Source organism: Streptomyces sp. NPDC058812 (assembly GCF_042744565.1).
In the GTDB taxonomy this organism is placed as follows: Bacteria; Actinomycetota; Actinomycetes; order Streptomycetales; family Streptomycetaceae; genus Streptomyces; species Streptomyces thinghirensis.
Map to the genome: position 1 here is coordinate 269,255 of NZ_JBHYOB010000009.1, position 18,175 is coordinate 287,429.

General features: G+C 72.4%; 22 protein-coding genes. 4 read left to right on the forward strand and 18 right to left on the reverse strand.

Features of this window, described 5'->3' with window-relative positions; translation table 11 throughout:
- Positions 1-19: 19 nt before the first annotated feature.
- Both ACFW48_RS20950 and ACFW48_RS20955 read right to left on the reverse strand, forming a co-directional pair.
- A complete protein-coding gene (locus tag ACFW48_RS20950) occupies positions 20-673 on the reverse strand; it encodes a TetR/AcrR family transcriptional regulator (RefSeq protein ID WP_386316667.1) in 654 nt (217 codons plus the stop codon).
- 62 nt (positions 674-735) lie between these two features.
- Positions 736-1,674 (reverse strand): diiron oxygenase, encoded by a 939-nt coding sequence (locus ACFW48_RS20955; RefSeq protein WP_386316669.1) that lies wholly within the window; start codon positions 1,672-1,674, stop codon positions 736-738.
- 236 nt (positions 1,675-1,910) lie between these two features.
- Here ACFW48_RS20955 and ACFW48_RS20960 point away from each other — a divergent pair, with 236 nt between their 5' ends.
- Positions 1,911-2,540, forward strand: coding sequence for a Uma2 family endonuclease (locus ACFW48_RS20960; RefSeq protein ID WP_386316856.1), 630 nt, complete (start codon positions 1,911-1,913; stop codon positions 2,538-2,540).
- Here ACFW48_RS20960 and ACFW48_RS20965 read toward each other — a convergent pair.
- The 7 genes from ACFW48_RS20965 to ACFW48_RS20995 all read right to left on the reverse strand — a co-directional run bounded on the left by ACFW48_RS20965 (position 2,494) and on the right by ACFW48_RS20995 (position 9,183).
- Positions 2,494-3,009 carry a DUF3291 domain-containing protein gene (locus tag ACFW48_RS20965; protein ID WP_386316670.1) on the reverse strand — a complete coding sequence of 172 codons (516 nt, stop codon included), beginning with the start codon at positions 3,007-3,009 and terminating at the stop codon, positions 2,494-2,496. The genes ACFW48_RS20960 and ACFW48_RS20965 overlap by 47 nt on opposite strands.
- Positions 3,010-3,054: 45 nt before the next feature.
- Positions 3,055-4,512 carry a penicillin-binding transpeptidase domain-containing protein gene (locus ACFW48_RS20970; RefSeq protein ID WP_386316672.1) on the reverse strand — a complete coding sequence of 486 codons (1,458 nt, stop codon included), beginning with the start codon at positions 4,510-4,512 and terminating at the stop codon, positions 3,055-3,057.
- A gap of 16 nt (positions 4,513-4,528) precedes the next feature.
- Positions 4,529-5,920 (reverse strand): FtsW/RodA/SpoVE family cell cycle protein, encoded by a 1,392-nt coding sequence (locus ACFW48_RS20975; protein WP_386316674.1) that lies wholly within the window; start codon positions 5,918-5,920, stop codon positions 4,529-4,531.
- 43 nt (positions 5,921-5,963) lie between these two features.
- Positions 5,964-6,431, reverse strand: coding sequence for an SH3 domain-containing protein (locus tag ACFW48_RS20980; protein ID WP_386316676.1), 468 nt, complete (start codon positions 6,429-6,431; stop codon positions 5,964-5,966).
- 119 nt (positions 6,432-6,550) lie between these two features.
- Positions 6,551-7,795, reverse strand: coding sequence for an ATP-binding protein (locus ACFW48_RS20985; RefSeq protein ID WP_386316678.1), 1,245 nt, complete (start codon positions 7,793-7,795; stop codon positions 6,551-6,553).
- Positions 7,792-8,568: a hypothetical protein gene (locus ACFW48_RS20990; protein ID WP_386316680.1), complete on the reverse strand. Its 777-nt coding sequence runs from the start codon at positions 8,566-8,568 to the stop codon at positions 7,792-7,794. The genes ACFW48_RS20985 and ACFW48_RS20990 overlap by 4 nt, the downstream gene beginning before the upstream one ends.
- A gap of 108 nt (positions 8,569-8,676) precedes the next feature.
- Positions 8,677-9,183 (reverse strand): dual specificity protein phosphatase family protein, encoded by a 507-nt coding sequence (locus tag ACFW48_RS20995; protein WP_386316681.1) that lies wholly within the window; start codon positions 9,181-9,183, stop codon positions 8,677-8,679.
- 108 nt (positions 9,184-9,291) lie between these two features.
- Between ACFW48_RS20995 and ACFW48_RS21000 the strand changes: the two genes are divergently transcribed.
- Positions 9,292-10,095, forward strand: a complete 804-nt coding sequence (locus tag ACFW48_RS21000) for a nuclease-related domain-containing protein (RefSeq protein ID WP_386316683.1) — start codon at positions 9,292-9,294, stop codon at positions 10,093-10,095.
- A gap of 34 nt (positions 10,096-10,129) precedes the next feature.
- Here the strand turns inward: ACFW48_RS21000 and ligD are convergent, their stop codons facing one another.
- Positions 10,130-11,011, reverse strand: a complete 882-nt coding sequence (ligD, locus tag ACFW48_RS21005; protein WP_386316685.1) for a non-homologous end-joining DNA ligase — start codon at positions 11,009-11,011, stop codon at positions 10,130-10,132.
- A 94-nt stretch (positions 11,012-11,105) separates the two neighbouring features.
- Between ligD and ACFW48_RS21010 the strand changes: the two genes are divergently transcribed.
- On the forward strand, positions 11,106-12,227 hold the full coding sequence (locus ACFW48_RS21010; RefSeq protein ID WP_386316687.1) for a Ku protein: 1,122 nt from the start codon (positions 11,106-11,108) through the stop codon (positions 12,225-12,227).
- A 33-nt stretch (positions 12,228-12,260) separates the two neighbouring features.
- Here the strand turns inward: ACFW48_RS21010 and ACFW48_RS21015 are convergent, their stop codons facing one another.
- On the reverse strand, positions 12,261-12,824 hold the full coding sequence (locus tag ACFW48_RS21015) for a hypothetical protein (protein WP_386316689.1): 564 nt from the start codon (positions 12,822-12,824) through the stop codon (positions 12,261-12,263).
- A gap of 244 nt (positions 12,825-13,068) precedes the next feature.
- Positions 13,069-13,605, reverse strand: a complete 537-nt coding sequence (locus tag ACFW48_RS21020) for a nitroreductase family deazaflavin-dependent oxidoreductase (protein WP_386316691.1) — start codon at positions 13,603-13,605, stop codon at positions 13,069-13,071.
- A 183-nt stretch (positions 13,606-13,788) separates the two neighbouring features.
- Between ACFW48_RS21020 and ACFW48_RS21025 the strand changes: the two genes are divergently transcribed.
- Positions 13,789-14,325: a MarR family winged helix-turn-helix transcriptional regulator gene (locus ACFW48_RS21025; RefSeq protein ID WP_386316693.1), complete on the forward strand. Its 537-nt coding sequence runs from the start codon at positions 13,789-13,791 to the stop codon at positions 14,323-14,325.
- A 12-nt stretch (positions 14,326-14,337) separates the two neighbouring features.
- Here ACFW48_RS21025 and ACFW48_RS21030 read toward each other — a convergent pair whose 3' ends face one another.
- The 6 genes from ACFW48_RS21030 to ACFW48_RS21055 form a co-directional block, all read right to left on the reverse strand.
- On the reverse strand, positions 14,338-15,084 hold the full coding sequence (locus ACFW48_RS21030; RefSeq protein ID WP_386316695.1) for a DUF4142 domain-containing protein: 747 nt from the start codon (positions 15,082-15,084) through the stop codon (positions 14,338-14,340).
- 136 nt (positions 15,085-15,220) lie between these two features.
- Entirely contained in the window at positions 15,221-15,655 is a 435-nt protein-coding gene (locus tag ACFW48_RS21035; protein ID WP_386316697.1) for a PPOX class F420-dependent oxidoreductase, read from the reverse strand.
- Positions 15,656-15,780: 125 nt separating this feature from the next.
- A complete protein-coding gene (locus tag ACFW48_RS21040; RefSeq protein WP_386316699.1) occupies positions 15,781-16,713 on the reverse strand; it encodes a DUF3152 domain-containing protein in 933 nt (310 codons plus the stop codon).
- 265 nt (positions 16,714-16,978) lie between these two features.
- A complete protein-coding gene (locus ACFW48_RS21045; protein ID WP_386316701.1) occupies positions 16,979-17,314 on the reverse strand; it encodes a TcmI family type II polyketide cyclase in 336 nt (111 codons plus the stop codon).
- A gap of 88 nt (positions 17,315-17,402) precedes the next feature.
- Positions 17,403-17,882, reverse strand: coding sequence for an SRPBCC family protein (locus ACFW48_RS21050; RefSeq protein ID WP_386316702.1), 480 nt, complete (start codon positions 17,880-17,882; stop codon positions 17,403-17,405).
- 1 nt (position 17,883) lies between these two features.
- Positions 17,884-18,153: an acyl carrier protein gene (locus ACFW48_RS21055; RefSeq protein ID WP_386316704.1), complete on the reverse strand. Its 270-nt coding sequence runs from the start codon at positions 18,151-18,153 to the stop codon at positions 17,884-17,886.
- Positions 18,154-18,175: the final 22 nt, after the last annotated feature.

Genomic DNA, 18,175 nt, shown 5'->3' on the forward strand with positions numbered 1-18,175 from the left:
AGTGATCCGCGCACCGGTGTCAGATGTCCGCCGCCAGCGCCTCGACCAGCGCCGCGGTCTGCGGGTCGCGGCGGGCGGTGACGGTCAGCACGGCGAGGAACTGCTCCACGAGCCAGTCCCGCAGCTCGTCGACGGGCGGCTGCTTGCCCTCGTCCAGCCAGATCAGCGAGGCCGCCTCCACCGCGGTGATCCACATCCGGACGGTCATCCGCAGCCGCGGGCCGGGCTCGGCGACGTCCAGGTGGCTCATGATGTGGTCGGCGGCGGCCCGGCGCACGCCGTCCACGATGGAGGAGGTCCGGGAGGTCTCCGCCACGCTGCCGCCGCGCAGCAGGGCGCTGAAGCCGGTGTCGTGCTGGTCGACGAAGGTGAGATAGCGGTCCAGGGCGCGGGAGAGCCGGGCCAGCAGCGGGCCCTCGCGGGGCTCGTCGAAGCAGAGCCGCAGCTCGTCGGCGGCCGACCTGAGCGCGGCCTCGTACAGCTGCTGCTTGCCGCCGGGGAAGTACCGGTACACCAGCGGCCGCGAGACCCCGGCCTGCTCCGCCACGTCGTCCAGGGAGACCTCCTGCGGCGGCCGGTGCGCGAAGAGGGCGAGCGCCGCGCCGAGCAACTGGACGCGGCGCTCCTCGACGCTGAGCCGGCGGTAGGCGGGGGTGGAGGCCTGCGGGGTCATGAACCGCAGCGTAACCCGCACACCCCCGCGACCCCCTACGTGAGCGGACCGGACCGGCCCGACTACGCCAGCAGCCCCGACGACCTCCACAGCTTCCGTCCGACCCCGCGCAGTACCCCGATGTCGTCCAGGAAGTCGGTGAGGCGCTTCGCGCCGGTCTGCATGATCTCCCTGCGGTGGCCGCTGGCCTTCACCTGCGCCAGGGCCTCGCGCTTGTCCAGGCCGACGTTCGTGTACACCTCGGGGTTGACGAAGGCGATGGAGAAGACGCGGGCGAACTCGCCGGAGGTGATCCGGGTGAACTCCTGCGACCACTTCGGCGCCGTCACCATCTGGCGGCGCAGCTCCTCACGGGCGTAGCGCACGTGGCGGGCCTCCTCCACGACGTGGATGCGCGTGACGCCCCGGATCAGCGGCTGGACCCGCTCGTCGGGGAAGGTCAGCCGTTGCATCCAGTCCAGTACCTCCTCGCCGAGCAGCGTGGCGGTGAAGGAACCGGGCGTGGTGGAGATCGTCTTGAAGAGGCGCCCCAGGTGCTGGTGGACCGGGCTCACCGGGTACCACGGCGTCTCGCCGCGGGATATCAGCCGGGCGAACATCTTCGAGTGCCGGCACTCGTCCTCGATCTCGGTCAGCGCGTAGCGCACGTGCGCGCTCGTCGCCGCCTTGTCGTAGATGTGCCGCACCAGCAGCTGCATGAGGATCAACTCGAACCAGATGCCGAGGGAGGCGAGCGCGGCGGCCTCGTGCTGGGAGAGCACGATGCGCTGCTCCTCGCTCATCCGCTTCCACATCGGGGTGTCGTACAGCGACACCAGCTCCGGCGGCCAGAACCACTTGCCGTCCTCGAAGGGCGCGTCCCAGTCCAGCTCCTTGTCCGGGTCGAAGGAGTGCTTGGCGGAAGAGTCGAGCAGCCGTTCGGCCACCTGCTCCCGGTCCTTGAGCAGCCCGAGCGCGTCGCGCAGGCCCTCGAGCGCGTCGGCTTCCGTCAGGGTCGTCATGGCTGTCCCACCTCGTCGTACGGTTCGGGTTACCCGCGGTTACTCTCATTCGCTTCGTCTTATGAGACTGCGTGTCAGCAAGCTCGTCAATCCCTTGGGCGGGACTTGTTGACCGCGAGTAAAGGTGGGACCGGGTGTCAACGGGGCGGTGGGGGATCGCCCGATGGGGCGCAGCGTCGGCGTTCGTCCTGGGTACGCTGGCAGGGCCAGGCAGACTCCAGCACATGGGAGCGATCATGAGCGCCGCACGTGACTACGGGCTGGACGACGACTACGAGTGGCCCCGTCCGCCGGAGGGCGGCTGGACGGCGGACGACTTGGACCGGCTCCCGAACCTGCCTCCGCATACGGAGCTGATTGACGGGAGTCTCGTCCTCGTGAGTCCGCAGACCCGCTTTCACCTGCGCACGATCCGGCTACTGGAGTACGCCCTGCTCAGTCAGGCGCCCGATGCGTACGACGTCGACCGCGAGTTCAGTGTCAAGCTCGACCGGCGAAACCGGCCGGAACCCGACGTGCTGGTGTACCGGGCGGACGCCGACACCGGGCCGCGACAGACCTGGCATCACTCGGACGTCGTCATCCTCGCGATTGAGGTCGAGTCCGAGGACTCTGTGGAACGTGACCGGGACGTGAAGCCTCGTAAGTACGCGGCGGCGGGCATTCCGTACTACTGGCGGGTGGAGGAGAGCGCCGGGCTGCCCGTGGTTTACACCTACGAGCTTGATCGCGCCACGGGCGCCTACAGCATCACTGGCATCCACCACGACCGGCTGAAACTGGGCGTCCCGTTTCCGCTCACGATTGACCTCACTGCTATTAACCGCCGACCGCCGGTTGCGCCCCCTTCTGAACCGCCGCAGTAGCAGAGTTGGTCGCCGTCTCACCCGCCGGGAACGAGGTCCGCAGCGTGAAGGCGTACGGCGTAGGCCCGTGCGTCCGCAGGTGCAGCAGCCGCGACTCCGCCTCCGCGACCGTCGGCCGGTGCCCCGCCGGGACCCACCACAGGGTGGTGACCGCCTCCGCGAGCCGTTCGAACCACTCCCTGCGCCGCGCCAGCATCTCCCGGTGCCGCCCCTGGTACATGAAGGCCGTCAGGGCGTCCGTGTCCCGCCACACCGACATGTTGATGATCAGCCAGGAGTCCCCGAAGACGGGGATGTCGGTCGCGTCCCCCGCCTCGCTCTGCAGCCGCCACACGAACCCCTCGGCGGCGTCCGCCGCGGCGTTCACCGGGTCCAGCGCGTCCACGAAGTCCTTCAACTGCGGGGAGTCCAGCGGGGCCTTGAGGCGGGCGATGTTGACCTGGGCTAGTTCGTGCGCGGCGTCAGTCATGTACCGAACGTTAGGTCGGGCCGTCGGCGCCGTGGTACCCCCGTCTCAGGAATTGAGCACCGCCTCCATCACCGCCCGCGCGATCGGCGCCGCCATGCCGCCCCCGCTGATGTCCTCGCGGTCCGCCGCCGAGCCCTCCACCACCACCGCGACCGCGACCTTCGGCTCCAGGTCGCCGTCGCCCTGCGCCCAGGAGACGAACCACGCGTACGGCGTGCCCGAGTTGCCGACGCCGTGCTGGGCGGTGCCGGTCTTGCCGCCGACGGTGGCGCCACGGATCGCGGCGTTCGCGCCGGTGCCCTTCGCCACCACGCCGGTCATCAGCTCCTTGAGCCGCGCCGCCGTCGAGGGGCGCATCGCCTCCCGGGTGGGCCGCGAACCGGCGGTCGCCACCAGGCTGCCGCCCGCCCGCATCGTCCGTTCCACCAGGTACGGCGAGCGCACCTGGCCGCCGTTGGCCACCGCCGCCGCCACCATCGCCATCTGCAGCGGAGTCGCCCGCGTGTTGTACTGCCCGATCGATGACAGCCCGAGCTGTGCCCGGTCCACCGAGGTGTCGAAGGTGCTGCGCGAGACGGCGAAGGGGATGCGCAGCCCGGCGTCGTTGAAGCCGAAGGCCTCCGCCGTGGCGGCCATGTCACGCACGCCCACGTCCACGCCGAGTTTGGCGAACACGGTGTTGCAGGACCACTCGAACGCCTCCCGCAGCGAGGCGTCCCGGCAGCCCTCGGCCTCGTTCGTCAGCCGGGTCCGGGTGCCGGGGAGGGTGTACGGGTCGGGCGAGCGGGTCGGCGCGTCGAGGTCCCGGATCACGCCCGCGTCCAGTGCCGCCGCCGTGGTGACCACCTTGAAGGTGGAACCCGGCGGGTAGGTCCGGCGCACGGCCCGGTTCAGCATCGGCTTGTCCGGATCGCCGTTCAGCCGGTCCCACGTCCGGGTGGCGGCCGTGCTGTTCCCGGAGAGCAGCTGGGGGTCGTACGACGGCGTGGAGACCAGTGCCAGGATCCGGCCGGTCGACGGTTCGACGGCCGCCACCGCCCCTTTGCGACGGCCGAGCCCCTCGAACGCCGCCCGCTGCGCGTCCCCGTTGATCGTCGTCACCACGTCCCCGCCGGGGTTCTGGGCCCCCGTGACGTCGTTCCAGAGGGGAAGCGGCGCGAGCATCGGGTCCGCGCCGGACAGCAGTCCGTCCTCGGCGTGCTCCAGCAGGGTCGTCCCGTACGCCTGCGAGGCGAAGCCGGTGATCGGCGCGTACAAGGCGCCTTCCTGATACGTCCGTTCGAAACGCAGATGCTCGCCGGTGTCACGGGAGCCGGTGACCGGCTCGCCGCCGACCAGGATGTCCCCGCGCGGCTGCTGGTAGCGGGCGATGTCCGGGCGGCGGTTGGCCGGGTTGTCGTCGTACTCCGGGGCCTGGACGATCTGCACCCGGGCGGCGTTCACCAGCAGGGCGACCAGCAGCAGGGCGCAGAAGGCGGCGGCGTGCCGGATGTGCCGGGTCACCGGAGCTGCTCGGCTCTCACGGCGCCACCCGCCCGTCGGCCGGACCGGCCTGTCCGGCCTGGCTGCGGGCCGCGTGGCTGACCCGGATCAGCAGCGCGACGATGGCCCAGTTGGTGACGACCGAGGAGCCGCCCTGGGCCAGGAACGGCATCGCCATGCCGGTCAGCGGAATCAGTCCGGTCACCCCGCCCGCGATGACGAACACCTGGAGCGCCACGATCGAGGAGAGGCCGACCGCGAGCAGCCGGCCGAAGGGATCGCGCGCGGCGAGGCCCGCCCGGTAGCCGCGCTCCACCAGCAGCGCGTACAGCAGGAAGATCGCGGTCAGACCGAGGAAGCCCAGCTCCTCGCCCGCGGTCGCCAGGATGAAGTCGGACTTGACGGCGAACCCGATCAGGATGGAGTGGCCGAGGCCCAGGCCCGTGCCGGTCACCCCGCCCGCCGCGAAGGCGAACAGCGACTGGGCCAGCTGGTTGGGCCCCTGACCCGCCTCGATCGACGCGAAGGGGTGCAGCCAGTCCTCCACCCTGCTGTGCACGTGCGGCTCCAGCCAGCCGACGGCGACCGCGCCCAGCGAGGCCAGCAGCAGGCCGACGGCGATCCAGCCGGTGCGGCCGGTGGCGACGTAGAGCAGGACCACGAACAGACCGAAGAACAGCAGCGAGGTGCCGAGGTCGCGCTCCAGGACCAGGACGCCGACGCTGACCAGCCACACCGCCACGATCGGGCCGAGGACGCGGCCGGTGGGGAGCTGGAGGCGCCACACGCGGCGGCCCGCGTACGCCAGCGCGCTGCGGTTGGCGGCCAGGTAGGCGGCGAAGAACACGGCGAGGAGGACCTTGGCGAACTCGCCGGGCTGGATGGAGAAGCCCTCGATCCGGATCCAGATGCGGGCGCCGTTCACGGCCGGGAAGAAGATCGGCACGGTGAGCAGGACAAGCGCGGCGGCGACGCAGACGTAGGCGTAGCGCTGGAGCACGCGGTGGTCGCGCAGGAGTAGGACGACCACGATGAACAGTCCTACGCCCAGCGTCGACCACACCAGCTGGGTGGGGGCCGCCCGGTCGCCCGGCGTCTCCAGGTCGAGCCGGTAGATCAGGACCAGGCCGAGGCCGTTGAGCAGCACCCCGATGGGCAGCAGGAGCGGGTCGGCCCAGGGGGCGCGCAGCCGTACCGCCAGATGGGCGAGGAGCGCGAGCACGCCGAGCCCGGCGCCGTAACCGGCGGCGCCGGGAGGGAGGGTGCCGTGCTGGGCGAGACCGACGTTGCAGTAGCCGAACACCGACAGCAGGACGGCCATGAGGATCAGCGTGAGTTCGACGCCACGGCGCCGGGGGAGGCGGGGGACGGGGGCGGGCGCGTCCGCCTGTGCCACGGTGATTCCGGTTCCGGTTCCGGCCTTGGTCATGTCCGGAACTTACCTAAATAGTGTGGTGTGTGAGTCGTCCGCATCAGCACCAGCGCGGCGCGGGGCCGATGTTGTCGATGTAACGGGCCGGGCCCCAGGCCCAGGTGCCGTCCGTGAGGAGGTACCAGAGGGGGTTGCCCTTCACCTTGTCGCCGGGGGTCTTGCAGTAGATGCGGACGGTCTCGCCCCGGTGGGCGTACCGGATGACCTCTCCGCCGCGCGTCGGCGAGGTGCGCAGGGCGAGCCGGTCGGCCGTGACGACACCCCGGTAGCTGCCCTGCTCCTGGCGGCCGTCGTTCCCGCCGCCCCACTGGTCGCCGCCGTTCCCGCCGCCGTTGCCTCCGGAGGGGCCGGCGGTGGCGCTGCCGGAACCGGAGTCCCCGCCACCCCATTCGTCGTTCGCGACGGCGGGCGTGACGGCGACGGCCGTGGCGAGCGCGCCGGCGGCGACGGCGGTGGCGAGGCCGCGCAGGAGTGGTGAGCGCGAGGAGTGTGCGGACAGCAGGGACATGGGAGTTCCTCCCGGGAGCGAACGGGTCTTCAGGTGACTAACCGCCACATTAGGAGCGCCCGGTACGGACCGCCCGCCGCACTGAGCCATCGGGGAACCGGCCGGTCCGCCGGGCACCGTCAGGGCTGCTGAGGCAGGGTCAGGGTCGCCAGCGCCCCGCCGTCCGGCGGGTTCGTGAACTCCAGCCGCGCGCCGAGCACCTCCGCCTGCCCCAGGGCGATCGTCAGCCCGAGGCCGTGCCCCTTCGTGCCGCCCTCGGTGCGGAACCGCTGCGGCCCGTGGGCGAGGAGGTACTCCGGATAGCCGTCCCCGTGGTCCCGCACGGTGATCACCGGCCCGTCGACGGTCAGCACCACCGGCGCCCGCCCGTGCCGGTGCGCGTTCGCGACCAGGTTGCCGAGCACCCGCTCCAGTCGCCGCCGGTCGGTCTCCACCCGCGTGTCCCTCACGAGGTCGACACGCGTGTCGGTGCCGGAGCCCCGGACGACCCGCCCGGCCAGCGCGCCCAGCGCCTCCGGGTCCACCTCCAGCCGCTCCCGTCCGCTCTCCAGCCGGGAGATCTCCAGCAGGTCCTCGGTGAGCGTGCGCAGGGCGGCCACCCGGTCCCGCACCAGCTCGGTCGGGCGGCCCGGCGGCAGCAGCTCCGCCGCCGCGTGCAGGCCGGTGAGGGGGGTGCGCAGCTCGTGCGCCACGTCCGCGGTGAACCGCTGCTCGGCGAGCAGCTTGCCCTGCAGCGACGAGGCCATGGAGTCCAGCGCGGCGGCGACCGAGGCCACCTCGTCCTGCGGACGCGTCGGGTCCTGCGCACGGGGATCGCCGACGCGCGCGTCCAGGTCACCCGCGCTGATCCGCCGTGCCACCCGCGCCGTGGTGTGCAGCCGCCTTGTCACCCGTGTCACGGCGAACGCGCCGACCAGCAGCGTCGCCCCGATCGCCAGCGCCGACGACCACACGATGGCGCCGTCCAGGCCGTCGATGGTGCGCTCGCCCTGGGAGTGGTCGACCCGCACCGCGAGCGCCCGGCCGCCGTCGGCGGGGCCCGCCGCCCACATCGTGGGGCGCCCGTCGTGCTCGGCGACCATGGTGCCGCGCCGGCCCGAGGCGGCCAGCTCCCGCAGCCGCTCCGGCAGCCCCGGCGGATCGACGCCGGCGCCCCGCCGCAGCGGGTCCCCGGCCTCGTACGCCTCCGTCGCCTCCCCAAGCCGGGACAGGGCGACGTCGCGGGCCTGGCCCACGGTCTGGTTGGTGACCGAGACGTGCACCAGGACCCCGAGCAGCGCGGCGAGCGCGCAGCACATCACGGTGATGAAGACGGCGGCCCTCACCGCGAGCGGGCCGGTCCACCGGGGGAGGGCGAGTCTCACCGGGCGCTCGCTGACGGGGACGCGGACGGGGACGTGGACGGGGAGGCGGACGGACGCTTCGTGTGCTTTCCGCCGTCGTCCGTGCGCAGCATCTCGTCGCTCGTGAGGAGCATGGCCCGCTGGTCGGGGTCCCACGTCCACTGGAGCCGGTACTCGTAGCCCGCGACCTCCGAGGGCGACCGGACGATCACCGTCCGCCCGGCCAGCTCGACCGCGCTCACCGCGTCGTCGTAGGACATGACCCGCACGAGCCGGTCCTTCTCGACCGTGTAGACGCGCACGGCGGTCAGCTTCTCGGGCAGCAGACGGAAGCCCAGGGCCATCTCGGGGCGGCCGTCGCCGGTCAGGTCGCGGTAGTACGGCCTGAGCACCGGGCACCGGCCGCGCTCACCGTCGACGCCGGCCGGGCCGCAGTCCGCCATCCGGCGGGCCGTCTCGCGGTACGGCGCCTTGCCGCCCTCGTAGTCGTCCGGGTGCGCGGTGATCTCGGCCCGCACGGCGGCCACCGGGTCGGCCTCGCGGATGTCGCCGCCGGGCACGGCGACGCCCTTGACGACCTCGTTGTCCACCTCGCCGATGTCGTAGGCCGGACTCGACGCCGGCGTCAGGTCGGGCCAGAGCCGGGCCGGGCTCTGCGCGGCAGGCGTCACGCCCGCGCTCCGCAGCCCGCCCGAGTCACCGCAGGCGGTCAGCGCCCCGGCCGCCGCGGCCGCCAGGAGCAGCGCGAGGACGGCGGGGACGCGGGCGGGGTGCCCGCGGCGGCTCGGGAGCACTGCACTCCTGGGGTTCGTTCATCTGGTGTCATCAGGTGATCGGCATCGGTGATCCGGTACACCTTATTCGGACGGAAGTCCATTTTGTGTGCGTGGAGGTGTGCCGGGCTACTCGGCCAGCTCCTCCAGCAGCCGCGCGGTGACCAGGCCGGCCCGCAGGTACTCCACGAACAGGTCGTTGTGCAGCGCCCACGGCGAGCGCCGGGACCGGATCAGCCGGACCGCCTCCTCGGCGGTGCCGCCCCGGCGCATCAGCGTGTGGGCCACGACGAGACCAGAGCGGTTGTACCCGTGGTAACAGCGGACGAGGACCTTGCGGCCCGCGTCCAGCGCCTCGCCCGCGGCCTCCGCCAGCCGGATCACCCCCGCGAGCTGCGTCCCGTCGAGGGGGCCGTCGGGGATCGGCCACACATGGTGCTCGACGCCATCGTCCGGCCCGTGTCCGGGCAGCCGCAGCAGAGTCTGCACCAGATCGAACTCGTTCCGGACGACGACGGACTCCCGCCTGCCGACCGGCCCCTGGAACTCGTGCCCGCCCATCCACAGGCCCGGCGCGATCTCGTCCCACGGCCTGCCCGGAGCCGGGACGTCCGCTCCCTTCCCACGGGTACGCAACGGTGCCTCCCCATCCCGCCCGAGGGCCTGCCCAACTCCTCCCAAAGGTAACCGGGTTCTTGCCCCCGCAGCACCCCGCCTGTTCCCATGGTCGTGGGGTGATGGTGCATGAACGGACTGCGCGTCATACCGACCTGGCGGCACGGTCAGGAACGGCTGTACGTCTGCCTCCCGGACGGCGGGAACGTCGCCTGGTACGACCGTGAGGCGTCCCGGGTGAACCTGCTGAGCGACGACCGCGAGGACGAGGTCCTCGAAGCGCTGGGTCCCTTCCTCACCGGCCCGGTCACGGTCGGCCCGCCCCCGGTCCCGACCCCCGCCGAGCTGGCCCGGCTCTCCCTCCACCCGGACGACGACCTCGCCCCCAACCGGCCCGGCGAGGCGCTCCTGGTCGCCCTGGAACGCGACCCCGGTCCGGCGCACCGGCTGCGGCCCGACCCACGTCGCCGGGCGCTGGCGGCCGAGCAGACGACGGGGGCGGCCCTCGACCGCCTCGACGGCGCCGGCTGGCAGACCCTGCACTCCGTCCCGCTGCCCGGCGGCGACCGCGTCCACCACCTGGTGATCGGCCCCGGCGGTCTCTTCGCCCTCCACGTGCTGTCCGCCCGCAGGCAGCGGGTGCACATCACCGACCCCCTGGTCGCGCTGGGCCGCCGCGAACCGTTTCCCTTGCTGCGCCGGGTCCGCGCCGACGCCGACCGGGCCTCCTACGCCCTGACGGCCGAGGTGCACCCCGTCCTCGTCCTCGTCGATCCGGCGAACGTGACCGTCACCGCCCCGCCCCGCTCGGTCCGCGTGCTCGCGGACGCGGAGCTGCCGGACCTGGCCCGCCTGGGCGGGATGCTGAAACCGGCGGACGTGGAAGCCCTGCACGCCATGGCCCGGGACCGCGCCACCTGGACGCGCGTCTGAGGGCCGTCGCGCGTCATCTGAGAGCCGTCGCGCGTCAGGGGAGGGCCGCCGCCCGCCGCCGCTCGAACAGCGGCGCCAGCAGGTCGCCGTGGTCCCGCACCCGCGGACCGACGTCCTCCGCCCGGAAGACGAACTGCTCCGCCCGCCGGCACCCGGCCACCTCGTCCCAGGTCACCGGCGTGGAGACCGCCGGTACGGACCGGGCCCGCATCGTGTACGGAGCGGCCGTGGTCTTGCGGGCCGCGTTCTGGCTCCAGTCGACGAACACCTTCCCCGGCCGCAGACTGCGCGTCATCTGGTACACCACCAGCCGCGGCAGGGCCCGCTCCGCCTCCGTCGCCAGCGTCTTCGCGTACTCCGACACCCGCTCCGACGACGCTCCCCGCACTCCCGCCAGCAGGTGGAGCCCCTTCGCTCCGGACGTCTTGGCGTACGCCTCGATCCCGTCCGCCGCCAGCCGCTCCCGCAACCACAGCGCGACCTCGCAGCAGTGCACGACGGTCGCGGGCGGTCCGGGGTCGAGGTCGAACACCAGCCGGTCGGCCTCGTCGGGATCGTCCGCGGTCCACTGGTGCGTGTGGAACTCGGTCACCAGGTTCGCCGCCCACATCAGGGACGCCAGGTCCTGTACCAGCACCATCCGCGCCGGCCCCTCCGAGCGGGGCACCTCGGCGGTGGTGACCCAGTCGGGCGTACCCGGCGGCACGTTCTTGGTGAAGAACACCTGGCCGTCCGGACCGTCCGGGTACCGCAGGAAGGACACCGGCCGGTCCCGCAGGTGCGGCAGCAGCACCTCGGCGGTCGTCGCGTAGTAGTGCAGCAGCTCGCCCTTGGTGAGGCCGGTCGCGGGATACAGCACCTTGTCCAGGTTGCTGAGGGCGACCCGTCGCCCCTCCACCTCTGTGATAGGCGCCATACCATGAGAATCTCACGAAACAGAGAAACAGGGATGAACCGCCCCGTCGTCCTCCGGCAGTCGACCGACTGGAAAGCTGGAAAGGGTGCTGCACGTGCGATCCATCTGGAACGGCGCCATCTCCTTCGGCCTGGTCAGCATCCCCGTCAAGCTGGTGAACGCGACCGAGAGCCACTCGGTCTCCTTCCGCCAGATCCACACGGAGGACGGCGGCCGCATCCGCTACCGCAAGGTCTGCGAGCTGGAGGACCGCGAGGTCGGCCAGGACGAGATCGGCAAGGCCTACGAGGACGCCGACGGCTCGATGATCCCGATCACCGACGAGGACCTGTCCCACCTGCCGATCCCGACCGCACGGACGATCGAGATCGTGGCCTTCGTGCCCGAGGAGCGCATCGACCCGCTCCAGATGGGCTCCGCGTACTACCTCGCGGCGAGCGGCGCGCCCGCCGCCAAGCCGTACACACTGCTGCGCGAGGCGCTGGGGCGCAGCAACCGGGTCGCCATCGCCAAGTTCGCCCTGCGGGGCCGTGAGCGCCTCGGCATGCTCCGGGTCGTCGGCGACGCCATCGCGATGCACGGCCTGCTGTGGCCGGACGAGGTGCGGGCCCCCGAGGGCGTCGCCCCGGACGCCGGTGTCACCGTCCGCGACCAGGAGCTGGACCTCGCGGACGCCCTGATGGACACGCTCGGCGAGATCGACCTGGACGACCTGCACGACGAGTACCGCGAGGCGCTGGAGCAGGTCATCGCCGCGAAGGCCGCCGGCGAGACGCCCCCGGAGACCCGCGAGGAGGCCGCGCCCGGGAAGGTGCTGGACCTGATGGCCGCGCTGGAGAGCAGCGTGCGGGCAGCACGGGAGACACGGGGCGGGCAAGGCGCCGGGCCGGCCGAGGAGGCCGAGGTCAGGACCCTGCCGCAGCGCACGCCGTCCCGGCGGACCCCCAAGGAGGCCGGCGGCAAGAAGTCGACCTCGACGGCGACGAAGACAGCGGCGAGGAGGACAGCGGCGACGAAGACGGAGGCGAAGAAGACGGAGGCGAAGAAGACGGAGGCGAAGAAGACGACGGCCTCCGCCGCCGGCAAGTCGACGGCGAAGTCCGCGCGGCCGGGGAAGGAGACGGCGGCCAGGAGCACCGCCAAGAAGACGACCGGCAAGAGCGCGCCCGCCAAGAGCACCGCCAAGAAGACGCCGCCGCGCAAGCGCAGCGCCTGACGCCGCCCGGCACGAGCGGAGCACGCGTACGCGTCAGTTGACGGCCCAGGAGGAGGACGCCCGGGGAACGGCGGACGGTGCGGGCTCGAAGACCGCGGGGCTCGCGTCGCCCGAGGCCGTCGGTGCCGAAGAGGCGGCGGTGGGCAGGACGGGGCTCTCCTCCAGGTGCTGCCCGATCGTCTCGGCCGGTCCGCCGCCCGGGGTGCCGGGGCCGGTGGACAGCTGCGACCACGCGGTCAGGGCGAGGGCGACCGCGGCGGCCGTGCCGATCACCCGGCCGACCCGCCGGATCCGGGCACGGCCGTCCAGCGCACGCCAGGCCGGTCCGGTCCATGGATCCTCCGGGTGCCACAACTCGCCGACCACGCCGGACGGACGGCCCGCGGGTGCGTCCGTGTCCGTGCCGTCCGGGGGCGGCGGGCGCCAACCGGGTGTCCGGTCCCGTGCGGCGGGTTCCCTGATGAGGGCGGAGGCGCGGATGGCGCGCTCGTCGTCCTCCAGGAACTGCCGCCAGACGTACTCAGGCACGGACGGCGTACCGCCGGGCTGGTCCGGCTGGTCCGGCGTCGCGCCGCTGTCCGGCCCGGAAGCGGTCATGATCCCGCTCTTCCTCTCTTCTTCGGCCCGTACGGCGGCCGGGCGGGAGTGGGTGCGGGAGGGGAGCCCGCCGACGGTCGGTGTGCCGTCCTGTGCCGCAGCACCGTTTCGGTGTCACTCCTGGGCGCCGTACGGCAGGCGGCCGCAGACCGGCCCCCCGCTGGATCATTGCACAGTGCAAAATGAGATCGCCAGGGGCTCCGGCCGTCCTTTCCCGCCCGCCGCCGATCCCGTGGCCCGGTGGTCATGGTCGGCGGTCTCCGTCCGCCGCGACCAGCCGCACGAACGGGATGGCCCGTCCGGCCTCACGGAACGACGCCTCGCCGCCGTCCACCGCCAATCCCATGAACGCGCAAAGGCGCCGGGCGGTTCCCGGGTGCCGCCGGGCGTACTCCGCCATGATCCCGGCGCCCTCCTCGGCGGGCAGGAAGTGGGCGGTGACGGCGTGGTGGCGGTTGCCGAACTGGATGACCGTCTTGGGCTGCTGCCGGAGGTTCCGGTACCAGTCCGCCTCCGGGCCGAAGCCGGAGGCGACCGTCCAACTCCGTCCGTGCGGCCCACCGGAGTCATCGGAGCCGTGGGAGTCGTCGTAGGAGACCACTTCGAGGACGACCCGGCGGTCACGGCCGCTGATCCGGCCGGTGTGGTGCAGCAGAAGCAGCCGCTTGCCGAGAAGGGGGCCGAGCCCCCCGCGGAAGAGGAGGATCGGCAGCCGCGCTGCGGCGCGCCGCAGGCCGGCGGGCGGCCGGGGCCGGCGGGGTGTCGTGTCCGTGCGTGCCATTCCCGCCCTCCTGACTCGGGACTCCGCCTCCACCTTTGCACAGGGAAAAGGTGGACGGGCAGTGCTCGCTGCTCCTTTTGCGCCGGTCCGGTCGCCGTGCGGCCCCTCCGGCCCCCCCGTTCCGCCCGTTCCGCCTTCTGATCAGGTGAGTGAGCAGGGACTTCGGCGCGGTAGAAAGGACACATGCCGGAGCGTGAGATGCCCGTCGGGGGCCTGGACGATGTCGACGCGGTCACCAAGGCCGTGCTGGCCGCGTCGCGACTGCTGGTGGCCGTCTCCGCGCGGTCGCTCGCCGAAGTGGAGGAAGGGGTGACGCTGCCCCAGTTCCGGATGCTGATGGTGCTCTCCACGAGAGGCGCGACCAAGCTCGTCGCGCTCGCCGACCACCTCCAGGTCGCCCCGTCGACGGCGATGCGCATGGTCGACCGGCTGATCTCGGCCGGGCTCGCCGACCGGCAGACCAACCCCGACAACCGGCGCGAGACCCTTCTCCGGCTCACCGAAGAGGGCCGGCGCACCGTCGCGAACGTCAGCGCCCGGCGCCGCGCCGAGGTCGCCGCGATCGTCGAACGGCTCGCGCCGGGCCAGCGGGCGGCGCTGGTCGAGGCGCTCACCGCCTTCAGCGAGGCGGGCGGCGAGCCCCTCGCCCCGGCACCGGACGACCCTCAGCCGCATCCGCTCGGCTGGGCCGCGGACGTCACCGCGGCCCGGGACGCCTGACACGTTCAGCGGTCACGGGGCCGCCGGTGAGGGGGTGGGCGTCGGGGAGGCCGTGTTCACGTTCAGGTCGGGCCGCGGCTTGAGCACCAGCACCCGCTCGCCCGGCTGCGGCGGGGGCGGGGTGACCTTCTCCCTCGGCAGCTTCGCCGGTCCGGTCTGCTGGAAGGTGACCTGGTCGTACTCGACCAGCCCGGTCTTCTCCAGCACCGTGATGTGGTCCAGCACGGTGTCGTTGGCCAGGTCGGCCAGCTGGCGCACCAGCGTGTTCTTGGTGGTGGCCCGGATCTTGGCGATCGCCGGGAAGATCTGACCGTGGGTCACCCGCATGATGTTGACCGCCGACGAGTCGAACTCCTCGCCGCTCTTGGACTTCACCGTCGCCACGAAGTCCTCCTGTTGCGGGGAGGCCCGGTTGGGCAGCGTGATGCCCAGCTCGGGAGAGATCTCGCGGCACATCGCGTCAAGACCGGCGTGGCCGACGACCAGGTGCTCGCCGGCCGTCTTCATCGCCTTCGACGTACCGCGCTCCATCACGATCTCGCCCAGCGGGTACTCCCACAGCCCGGCGGCCCGGACCTTGACCACGAAGTCACGGTCGGCCTCGGTGAGCGGCCCGAACCTGGTGCCGGCGATGACCCGGTCCTGGTTGCCGTCGGCCTTGTCCAGACCGAGCATGGCCGGGAAGGCCAGCGCGGTGAGGGTCAGGGTCATCGCACCGAACAGGACGACGACTCCGATCCTGCTGCGGGACAGGCGCATGATGCCTCCAGGGGCGACGCGAGCGACTCGCACTCGACGTACTCGACTCGTACTCGTTCGCCAGGAGGTACGGAAACGGCGGGCGGATCTATCACCGCCGGGGCACAAATCTTCCGGCCAGCCGACCCGCGCCGGTTCAGCCGATGTCGGCCCCGTACACGCGCTCCACCGTCATCGTGAGCAGCACCCGGCGGTCGGACACCATCGTCATCCGGTACTCGTCCCAGTCAGGGTGCTCCCCGGCGGCGGCGCGGTAGTACTCCACCAGCGCCTCCACCTCCGGTCCGTGCGGGTCGACGCCCGGCCCGGTGAGGGTCGCGACGCCCTCGGCCGTGGCCCAGGACCTGCCGTCCGGGGCGGTCACCTCCAGAGTGGCCCGCGGGTCCCGGCGCAGGTTCGCCGTCTTGGCCAGTCCCTCGCGGGTCGAGACGCGGATGACGCCGGCCTCCGGGTCGTAGGCGGGCATGACGGGGGAGAGCTGCGGGCGGCCGTCCGACTTGATCGTCGCGAGCACGCCGAGCCGGCTCTCCGCCAGCAGGGCGCGGGGGTCGAAACGCGGAGTGGTGGTCATGGGCCGATCATCACCCCTCGCCCCACCGGCTGTCCCGCGAACCGTCCGCCGAACGCTCCCGCCGGGCGCTCGACCGAGTGCCCTGGAGACCTCCACCGAGTGCTCAGGAGCCCTCGGCCGAGTGCTCAGGAGACCGAGGGCCCGCCCAGGTACTCGCCGTCGCGGTCGTAGGGCCAGGCGTTGGCGACGCACCCCTTGAGGCCCTTGATCTGCTGCATCATCGCCGGGGCCGGCAGCCCGGGACCGGGGCAGGTCTCGTGGCCGTGGCCGATGCGGTGACCCACCTCGTGGTTGATGATCAGCGCCCGGTAGTCGCCGATCGGGCCGTCGAACTGCGGCGAGCCCAGTACCCAGCGCTTGAGGTTCACCACGACGTCCGTGCCGACCGCGCAGTTCACCTCGCCCCGGGTGAGCAGGCCGTAGGCGCCGCAGATCTCGTCGACGGTGCCCGGCGTGGCGATCTTCACCACGAAGTCGTACGAGCCCGAGCTGACCAGCCGGAAGGAGTTGGTCCCGTCCGTGGTCCAGCCGCGGCGGTCGGCGAGCACGTCGGATATCTCGGCCGCGGCGGCGCCCGGCCGGATGTCGATGCCCTCCTCGACCAGGACCTTGTACCGGCGCACGCGGCTGCCGGTGCCCACGGTCGTGCCGTCGGCCTCGGCGGTGACGAAGGTGCCGGGGCCGGTGGCGGGAATGGCGATGGTGGAGGGGGAGGGGGATGGCGAGGACGAAGGCGAGGGGGAGGCCTTCGCCGACGGCGACACGGAGGGGCTCGGCGACACGGACGGCGTCCCGCCGGTGGTGTCCGGGGCGGCCGTGCGCTCGGCGGCGTCCAGGGCGTCGGCGACATCGGCCACCTGGTCGTCCGTCACCGGGGGCCGGGTGTCCCGCCAGTACGCGACGGCGGCGCCCGCCGCGAGCAGTACGGCCCCGAAGGTCAGGCCGGCCAGGACGACGCGGGCGGGGCCGCGGCGTTTCCGTCTCCGGGCGCGGGACCTGCGCCCGGCACCGTTCGACACGGCTCTCCGGCTGGACCGGCGGGCTGTGGATCGGCCCACGGTGTGCGTCCTCTCTGCTGGTCGGCGGGGTGCGCACAGTGGACTCCTGTGTGCTTTTGTGCCCCCAAGATCAAAGCGGAAGGACGTGCGAAAACGTCACAGGACCCCGGGTGGGGCTTCTCACACGAGTGTTCGGTTCCGGTGGTACAACCCTTCGGTGTCCCGGAAGGTCCGCGAGCGATCGTTCCGTCGTACGCGCACACGTGCGTCGGGGCCGCCCACGGAAGCTGGGCGACCCCGACGCGGTGGGGGAGACGACGGGCCGTCAGCCGACGGCGGTCCGCTCCCAGCGGTAGAAGCAGCGCGCCATCGCGTCCTTCGGACCGCGCCAGGTCGCCGGGTCGTACGCCGAGACGTACGGTTCGAGCCGCTCGCTGACCTGGCGGAACTCCGGATGCGTGGTCAGCCTGCCGATGGTGGGGGCCGGATCCTCGTCGCTCTCGATGAGGTGCAGGTACACGCCGTCACCGAACTCGAAGAGACTGCGCCGGTTGACGCCCACCAGGTGCGGCAGCTCGCCGCTGTCGGACTCGGCGAACACCTTCGCGATGTCCGGCGCCGCGCCCGGTGCCATCCGGGCGACGATCAGGGTGTGGTGCATGGGGAGATGCCCTCCGTCGGTGTCGTTCGGTTCGGCGGGGCCGTTCGCCGGTGTTGTCCGGTTCGCCGGCGCCGTTCGGTTCGCGGTGTCAGTCGGCGAGCACCGAGGCGGTCCGCCGCTCGCCCGCGGCCTGCTCGATCCGGTCCCGGATCAGGGCCATCTGCGTACGCGAGTTGCGGTTGATGTTGTCCGTCATCCAGGCGTCGTCCACGGGCGCGTCCGGCTTCATCGCGAAGTCCTGGATCCAGCGCATCCGCGTGCCGTCGGCGGTCTCGGTGTACTCCCAGACGATGTTCATGTACTGGAAGGGGCCGGTCTCCACCCGGTGGGCGCGGACGGTGCGGGTCGTCGGGTCGGCGACGCGCTCGGAGACCCAGCTCCACACCTTGCCGTCCGCGTCCGGGTGCATCGTGAGCCGGAACGTGACGCGGTCGCCGTCGCGGTCGAGTACGTCCACGGAGGCGTACTCGCTGAACAGCCGGGGCCAGTCGTCGATGTCGTTGGTCATGTCCCAGACCAGCTCCATCGGGGCGGCGATGGTGATCTCGTTGTCGGTGTGGCCTGCCATGTCACACTCCCGTCTTCAGGGTGCCGTTGATCAGCGCGAGGAAATCCGCGGGCGTCTTGCAGCGCTCGGCCTGCTCCGGCAGGCCCAGCCCGTACCGCTTCTCCAGCTCGGCCACGATGCCCAGCAGGCCGAGGGAGTCCAGGCCGAACGTGTCGAAACCGGCGTCCGCCTGCTGCTGGAGGGTGACCGGGTCGACGTGCACGCCGGCGGTGCGCTTCATCAGCGCGGCCAGCTCCTCGACGGTCACCTGGTAGTCCAGTTGGTCGGTCATGGGTGTCCTCCTTGACTCGGGT

Coding starts and splice junctions, on each gene's coding strand:
- ACFW48_RS20950 (WP_386316667.1), bottom strand. CDS start 673: ATGACCCCGCAGGCCTCCACCCCCGCCTACCGCCGGCTCAGCGTCGAG.
- ACFW48_RS20955 (WP_386316669.1), bottom strand. CDS start 1,674: ATGACGACCCTGACGGAAGCCGACGCGCTCGAGGGCCTGCGCGACGCG.
- ACFW48_RS20960 (WP_386316856.1), top strand. CDS start 1,911: ATGAGCGCCGCACGTGACTACGGGCTGGACGACGACTACGAGTGGCCC.
- ACFW48_RS20965 (WP_386316670.1), bottom strand. CDS start 3,009: ATGACTGACGCCGCGCACGAACTAGCCCAGGTCAACATCGCCCGCCTC.
- ACFW48_RS20975 (WP_386316674.1), bottom strand. CDS start 5,920: ATGACCAAGGCCGGAACCGGAACCGGAATCACCGTGGCACAGGCGGAC.
- ACFW48_RS20980 (WP_386316676.1), bottom strand. CDS start 6,431: ATGTCCCTGCTGTCCGCACACTCCTCGCGCTCACCACTCCTGCGCGGC.
- ACFW48_RS21000 (WP_386316683.1), top strand. CDS start 9,292: ATGAACGGACTGCGCGTCATACCGACCTGGCGGCACGGTCAGGAACGG.
- ligD (WP_386316685.1), bottom strand. CDS start 11,011: ATGGCGCCTATCACAGAGGTGGAGGGGCGACGGGTCGCCCTCAGCAAC.
- ACFW48_RS21015 (WP_386316689.1), bottom strand. CDS start 12,824: ATGACCGCTTCCGGGCCGGACAGCGGCGCGACGCCGGACCAGCCGGAC.
- ACFW48_RS21020 (WP_386316691.1), bottom strand. CDS start 13,605: ATGGCACGCACGGACACGACACCCCGCCGGCCCCGGCCGCCCGCCGGC.
- ACFW48_RS21025 (WP_386316693.1), top strand. CDS start 13,789: ATGCCGGAGCGTGAGATGCCCGTCGGGGGCCTGGACGATGTCGACGCG.
- ACFW48_RS21030 (WP_386316695.1), bottom strand. CDS start 15,084: ATGCGCCTGTCCCGCAGCAGGATCGGAGTCGTCGTCCTGTTCGGTGCG.
- ACFW48_RS21035 (WP_386316697.1), bottom strand. CDS start 15,655: ATGACCACCACTCCGCGTTTCGACCCCCGCGCCCTGCTGGCGGAGAGC.
- ACFW48_RS21045 (WP_386316701.1), bottom strand. CDS start 17,314: ATGCACCACACCCTGATCGTCGCCCGGATGGCACCGGGCGCGGCGCCG.
- ACFW48_RS21050 (WP_386316702.1), bottom strand. CDS start 17,882: ATGGCAGGCCACACCGACAACGAGATCACCATCGCCGCCCCGATGGAG.
- ACFW48_RS21055 (WP_386316704.1), bottom strand. CDS start 18,153: ATGACCGACCAACTGGACTACCAGGTGACCGTCGAGGAGCTGGCCGCG.